Source organism: Gemella cuniculi DSM 15828 (assembly GCF_000425665.1).
Taxonomy (GTDB): domain Bacteria; phylum Bacillota; class Bacilli; order Staphylococcales; family Gemellaceae; genus Gemella; species Gemella cuniculi.
In genome coordinates this window covers 46859-53755 of sequence record NZ_AUDW01000019.1, presented here as the reverse complement: position 1 = coordinate 53755, position 6897 = coordinate 46859, and the positions used below count along the sequence as shown (strand labels likewise).

Below are 6897 nucleotides of genomic sequence, written 5' to 3'. Positions count from 1 at the left end.
AAGTTTGTATACTTATCAAAAAGCAAATAATAGAAATGTATTTGAAGAGATGTTTAATTCATATTATAGTCTATTGTCACTCCATCCAGTAGATAAAATGCCGCAGATAAAACCGCTCACAAAAAATGAATATGAAAGAGAGGACTTAGAATTAAATTATAAAAATAATATAGTTAATGAAAAAAATGCTATACATATATATAAATATAATACAAAAGAAAAAATAAGTATCGTAAAATTAATATTAGTATCAAATAAAGTGTATTTAAATATTACATACAATTATGATATGTATACCGCTAATATTGTAAATTATGTTGGTTTCCATGGAGAAAATGTCCCTACTACCGAAGATAAACAAAAACAAACGCAAGAACTCTTAAAAAAATACAATATCTCAAAAGAATACTTACAGAAAAAATCAGATGAATTATTGGACACCGTCTTGACTGATTGGAAAAACTATAGTGGTAGTTCATATTCTAAAAATAATATGGGAAAATTCACTATCGAGAAAGATGAATTTTTAAAATAATACATTAATTAGTCGTAACCTTAAAATTAGGTTCGACTATTTTTTCGTCAAAATTGACTATTTCTTAACGAACAAAATTAAATTCTGTAAAACCACCAAAAAAACTGACTGTTATACATGTCTAAAAACTAAAACTAAATTTATTTTTTGCAATTAATAATAATTATTATACCTATAAACTTTTTTTGTTAAACACAAAAGTATTATAAAACACTTTTTAATTTAAATTCATATTTTACCCTTATTATTGGTGAATTCTTTTTCTTTCTATCAAAATTCTGGAAAAATAATCTAGTAAGTACTTAACATTAATAAATTACGATGATCATTTTGTGTTTAGAAGCTCTTGATAATGATAAAGATTAAGAAGTATTAAAAATATCAAAACTGAAATAAAAATTATTACAGTATTAAAAATACTTATACAAATTTGATAGTAAAGATATAATCTCTACAAAAAAATTCTTACATACTGTTTCAACTAAATTATGAGTTCCAAGAGCTAAAACACCTCCCCTGATACGATTATTAACGAAGATGAAGATAAATATTATGTATAAATCTCTAGTGAAAATCAGCATATGATACCCCAAACTTTGTGCATCTTGTCAATGAAATTAGAAACTTATATGTAAAATTTTAATAATAATTGATATAAAACTTTAATATTCTTGTGAATTATTTAAAATTTCAAACAACACAATCTACGCTTTTTCATCTTGTAATTACTTTAAAATCTAATAAAAATATTATAAACAATTAAAATATAACCTTTTCAACAACGCACAAATTTCAAAAAATTTTTCCTAATTTTCTTGGCTGTGTACTAAAATAGGGGGGATGGAAGAATGAAATCCATCTCTCCTATTTCTTATGACTATACAAAAAGAAGTCTTAAATGACAAAATATCATTTAAGACTTCTAATTTTTTATGATACCTCTAATAATATAAACATATATATGTTTATATTATTTTGACCAAAATAACTTTTTATTAATTTTTATTTTTTCTTCTTATAGCTAGTGCTATTAATCCAAGTATACCTATTCCGCTTGTTGCTAACGAGCTATTTCCTAACCCCGTTTTTGGTAATCTTGGAGTTGTTGGGGGCGGTGGTAATAGTCTATTTGTCAAATTATAACCTTTTATTATTGTTTGGTAACCATCTACTCCTTCTTCATCTATCGTATATTTTATTTCTTTTCCATCTTTATATTTATCTAAATTATCAAAGCTATATCTCCAGCCATCTTTTTCCGTTACTTCTTTTGTTGCCACCACTTTTCCATCAGCTAACAGTTTCACTTTAATTCTACTTGGACGTTTCCCAGATTGGTTATTATTATCTTCCCAAGTCTTTGTTCCTTCTACTTTTGTTTTTTCTGGTGTGAATTTATTTACAAAATTTAATTCTTTAGTTGTTTTTGAAACTTTCGCACTTAATGTGTTAGTTTTAGTATCTTTAACAACTGTTACTGTTATTTCTCTTTCCACTTCATCATATGTAATACCACGTTCTTTGCCGTTTATTTCTCTAACTTTGTATTTATGTTCTCCTATTTGATCTTCTGTATATTTAATAGGAGCAAATTTGATCTCACCTTTTTCATTATTTTTGACTTTTTGAATAACTTTTCCTGTTTTAACATCTATTAATTCAAATTCAAATTGATTATTTTCTAATTTTTTCCCTTCTAAAGTTTTTTTAGCTTCGATAACCACTTGAGTTTCAGTAGCTGCATTATATTTATTTTCAAACTTCACTGGTTTATTTGAATCTGGAGAAACAGTAGCTATTAATCTTTTTTCACCTTTTTTATATTCAATTTTTACAGAAACTAAATGTTCTCTTGAATCATAAGTAATTCCTGGATAATTTTCTACTTTTTTGCCATTTGGTAAAATATAAGTTTTAGTTTCTATTATTTTATAATTATATGTTTTCCCAGCTTGTGTTTGATTAAATTTTAATTTTTTAAATTTAATATTTCCACTACCATCGTTGGTTGCTGTATCAATTAAATTACCTTTATCATCATATAATTTAAATTCAAATTGATTCGCTCTTAATTTACTTTCACCAGTTTTAGCATGTACAAAACTTTTCTTAGCAGTAAATTGTACCTCTACTTCTCTTTTAATATTTTCTATAGTAAACGAATTATCCCCATTATCAGTAATTCTAGGTGTATATCCCTTTGGAACATCTACTTCTTTTACACTATATTTAATAGATTTCCCATTCTCCTCAACAGGTAATTTTGTAAATTCTGCTTTCCAAGAATTACCCTCATTTAATATTACTTCTTTTCCTGGAACTGGAGTTTCTTTTTCTCCTTCAACTTTTTTATATAATTGTACTTTTATTTGACTTGGTCTATCTCCAGTTTTAGTATTACCATTTGGAATTTTCAATTGATCATCCCATATTTTATGAACTCTTATTGAAGTTTCTGCCTTTTTATTTTTTATGGTTTTTAAAACAGCTTTATTTGTACCGAAATCAGTTGGCTTAACTTCCACAGTTTCATTTGATAACTTGTATCCCTTAGGTGCTTTCGTTTCTTTGATAATATAGTCCGTTTTTAATAAACCACCTAACTCTCCATTACCTTTATCATCAGTTACTATTTTCCCTACTACTTCATTAGTCGCTTTACGAATCACATCAAATTCAGCACCTTGAAGAGCTTTTCCATCTTCGCTTTCTTTATGAACTTTTATTGTGAAATTGTATCCTTCAGCTTGTCCACCAGCATCAATATAAACCGCATCTATTGATGCAGTATGACTATATCCACCTTTTCCAGTAAATACTGCTGTATTTTTAAATATCTCTCCATTAGCAGGTTGGTAGTCTAATATTACGTTATAAGTTATAGCATATCCTTCATCAGCAGCAATTTTCCCAAAATCAATTTCTAATTTTTTACCATCATTTGACAGCTTAATTTTTGATTTAAATTGCTCCGTTACATTTCTTTCATTCCTAAATGCCCATTCTGATTTTTTATGGTCTATTTCCCATTTTCCTTTTGATATTTCTAATGAATTCAAATCAATTTTCCCTTTAACCTTTGAATCCAGTGTATCAACTAGCTTAGCATTCTCTATCTCTACACCTATTCTGTTAAGTGCTAAATAGTAAGACATCGACTTATTTTTTCCAGTTGTAGGATACCCACTTTTTATTATGTGTGTTTTTTCGGAGGTACCTACACCTTTATAATTGAATTTATTAGAAAAAATAATTTTTTGCTCTACTTTAAATTCTAGTTGTATTTCTCCTTTAGTTTTAACAACGGTATGATCAACACGTGCGTTAAAATAAAAACTTCCTTTGACATCTGAATGTTTTTCTGCATAATCTGTATAAGTAAATACCATTTGCTTTTTGGCAATATCTACTTTTGCTGTAGCGACAACTTGTCCATTTGGTGCTTTTAAATCAAATTCTACATTACCAGAAGTATAATAAATTTTATCTGGTAATTTTACAGTCGTAGTATCACCTTTACGAACAACATTATTAGGTAATTCAAATGTTCCAGTTATTCTAAAATTTTCCCACTTTTCAATTTCTTTTTTGATAGGGTTACCATTTAAATCTGTTACATTAAAAGTTTTAATAACATCATCTCGTGCTGTTGTATTTCTAGCTAAAGATTTAATTATCTCATCAGAAATATTCTTAGCTTGCTTTTCTTTTTTATCAGATAATATATCCTTACCTTCTTGAGATTTAGATTTTTCATCTAAATTCTTATCAGATTTTTTTTCTTCCTTAACAACTTTTTCTTTAGTTTTTTTATCCTTTTCTACTTTTTTAGATTCTTCAACTTTCCCTATAATTTCTTGTTTTTTGGTTTTCTTAGTTTCTTTTTTTACCATAGTCGTTTTTTCATCAGTTGCAAAGGCTTTATTATTAAAACCTAATGATGCAGCTGTAAAAAGTGTACTACAAACTAAAAGTACGACCGATAACCATATTAAAATTTTTCCTTTCATGAGTAAAAATTCTCCTCCCTACATAATTTTATATTCCAACGTTACCACCCATATATGAAATAAGAATGAACGAATGTAAGCGTATAAAAAATAAATTTAGTCAACTTAAATAACAAGAACATAATTATTAATTTATTTTTTATAAACTATATTCTTTAATACCAAAGACAAGACTATATTGAACATAATTATTAAATTTTGATTTTTACAAAACGAGAACAAAAGATATTTCGACAGCCAATGCATTTGAGAGATATGTAAATTATATCTCTTAATAAAATAATTTGTTTATCAACTAAATTTCAAAGACAAATAAAAAGTTGCTTAGATAAATTAATCTAAACAACTTTTTTATTTTTATCTCATTCCTTTATCATATGGTACTCCAAGTGCTTCTGGTGTAGAAGTTTTCTTAGAAAATACTATTAATGCAACAATTGTTGCAACGAATGGGAACATGTTCCAAAATGATACTGGAATTGGTAAATCTGGAGCCAAAATAGAAACTTTTTCTGCAAATACTTTTGTACCACCAAAGAACAATGAAGCTAATGTTATTGTTATTGGATTATATTTACCAAAGATTAAAGCAGCTAATGCTAAATATCCAAATCCATAAACTGTTATCGCTGCATTAAATCCTTGGCTAAATGTTGTCGCAATAATTGCTCCAGAAAGTCCCGCCAAACATCCAGAAACAAACACACCGATATAACGATACTTAAATACATTCAGTCCCAATGAATCACTAGCTTGAGGATTTTCCCCAACTGAACGAAGTCTTAAACCAAATGGACGTTTATAAATAATATAGTAAGTAATAATTACTAAAAGAATAGCAATAATTATCGTTGGATAAACTGTAAATTTCCCGACAATAGTATATCTTGGGAATCCATTTGCTAATAATAACTCATATGTTCCATTAAAGTGATTAACTAAAAATAGTGCAATCGCAGGTGTAATTAAGTTGATCGCTGTTCCCGAAATTACCTGATCTGCTTTTAAATTAATACTTATAAATGCGTGAATAAGTGAAAGTAATCCACCGCAAATTGTTGCAGCCAAAAGACAAATAATAAGTTGCAACATAGTAGGTGAACCATCAAATGACGTTACCGCTATTAAAGAAGCAACGAATGATCCAAAAATTACGAAACCATCAAGAGCAATGTTAACAACACCACTTTTTTCTGAATAGAAACCACCTATTGCAGCTATTAAAATAGGTGCTGTATATTGTAACATTGAGTCTAATAGTGATAATACTGTATCCATCTATTTATCTCCTTTCTGTTTCTTACTTCTAAGTAAATTGCTAAGCAACTTATTATCAAAAATAGATTTTGCTGCTACAAATAAAACGATTAAACCAATTAAAATATTCGCAATATCTTTTGGAATACCAATAAATGATAATTGAGGTGTTAAAACACCTAAGAATCCAAATAACAAAGCTCCTAATAATGATCCAAGTGCTGTGTTCGCACCAATAAGTGCAACCGCAACTCCCATGTATCCAAATCCTTGGAATGTAGAACCTGCAACAACTTGTCCTACAGGCCCCATATTATAAAGTGCCCCCCCAAGTCCTGCAAATGCTCCGGAAATAGCCATTGATAAAACTGTATTTCTATTAACTTTCATACCTACAAATTTTGATGCACTAGGATTAAATCCTACTGAACGAAGTTCATACCCAAAGACTGTTTTCTCCATAACAATATAAAAAATAATTACACCAAAAATCGCTAAGAATAAATCTGTGCCTAAACGATAATTATTAAAAATTCCTTCTATTAAACTATTATGTAAATACCCTACTCCATCTTCCGTTGCAATTGGTTTAGAAATAATATCATTAGTACCACGAATAAATTTAGGAACTGCAAACTGTACAAAATATAATGCAGTATAATTTAACATAATAGTTACAACTACTTCACTAATATTAAACTTCGCTTTTAGGTATCCAGCTATACCAGCCCAAATACCACCAACGATTATACCAGCTAAGATACTAGCGATTAAAACTAAATAAAAGTTCATTCCTTGCATCTTGATAGCTACTATTCCTGCAAAAAGTCCACCCATAATAAATTGACCCTCTGCTCCTATATTGAACAAACCTGTTCTAAATGCAAATGCTACTGACAATCCTGTACAAATTAAAGGAATTGTTGATACAAAAATTTCAGCTATACTATTAGAGTCTGAAAAAATTCCTCCTATTACCTCCATAACATCTCCAGGAGATGCTCCTATTGCTGAAATAAGTATCGCTCCAATAATAAATGAGGCTAATATTGGTAGCACCGCATTAGTTAAAATTTTCTTTAACATACGTTCTCC

Annotated in this window: 4 protein-coding genes; 1 reads left to right on the top strand and 3 read right to left on the bottom strand. The window is 28.3% G+C overall.

Annotated features, from left to right (window positions below; genetic code table 11):
- Positions 1-535, top strand: a 535-nt coding sequence (locus tag H612_RS0102690; protein WP_027130058.1) for a TipC family immunity protein, incomplete at its 5' end; no start/stop codon positions are given.
- 995 nt (positions 536-1530) lie between these two features.
- On the opposite strand, the gene H612_RS0102685 is transcribed toward H612_RS0102690, so the two are convergent.
- The 3 genes from H612_RS0102685 to H612_RS0102675 form a co-directional block, all read right to left on the bottom strand.
- The gene (locus tag H612_RS0102685) at positions 1531-4545 is read right to left on the bottom strand and encodes a Cna B-type domain-containing protein (RefSeq protein ID WP_027130057.1); all 3015 of its coding nucleotides are present in this window, start codon (positions 4543-4545) and stop codon (positions 1531-1533) included.
- 357 nt (positions 4546-4902) lie between these two features.
- Positions 4903-5823 (bottom strand): ABC transporter permease, encoded by a 921-nt coding sequence (locus tag H612_RS0102680; protein WP_027130056.1) that lies wholly within the window; start codon positions 5821-5823, stop codon positions 4903-4905.
- Positions 5824-6888, bottom strand: coding sequence for an ABC transporter permease (locus H612_RS0102675; protein WP_027130055.1), 1065 nt, complete (start codon positions 6886-6888; stop codon positions 5824-5826).
- Positions 6889-6897: the final 9 nt, after the last annotated feature.

Coding starts and splice junctions, on each gene's coding strand:
- H612_RS0102685 (WP_027130057.1), bottom strand. CDS start 4,545: ATGAAAGGAAAAATTTTAATATGGTTATCGGTCGTACTTTTAGTTTGT.
- H612_RS0102680 (WP_027130056.1), bottom strand. CDS start 5,823: ATGGATACAGTATTATCACTATTAGACTCAATGTTACAATATACAGCA.
- H612_RS0102675 (WP_027130055.1), bottom strand. CDS start 6,888: ATGTTAAAGAAAATTTTAACTAATGCGGTGCTACCAATATTAGCCTCA.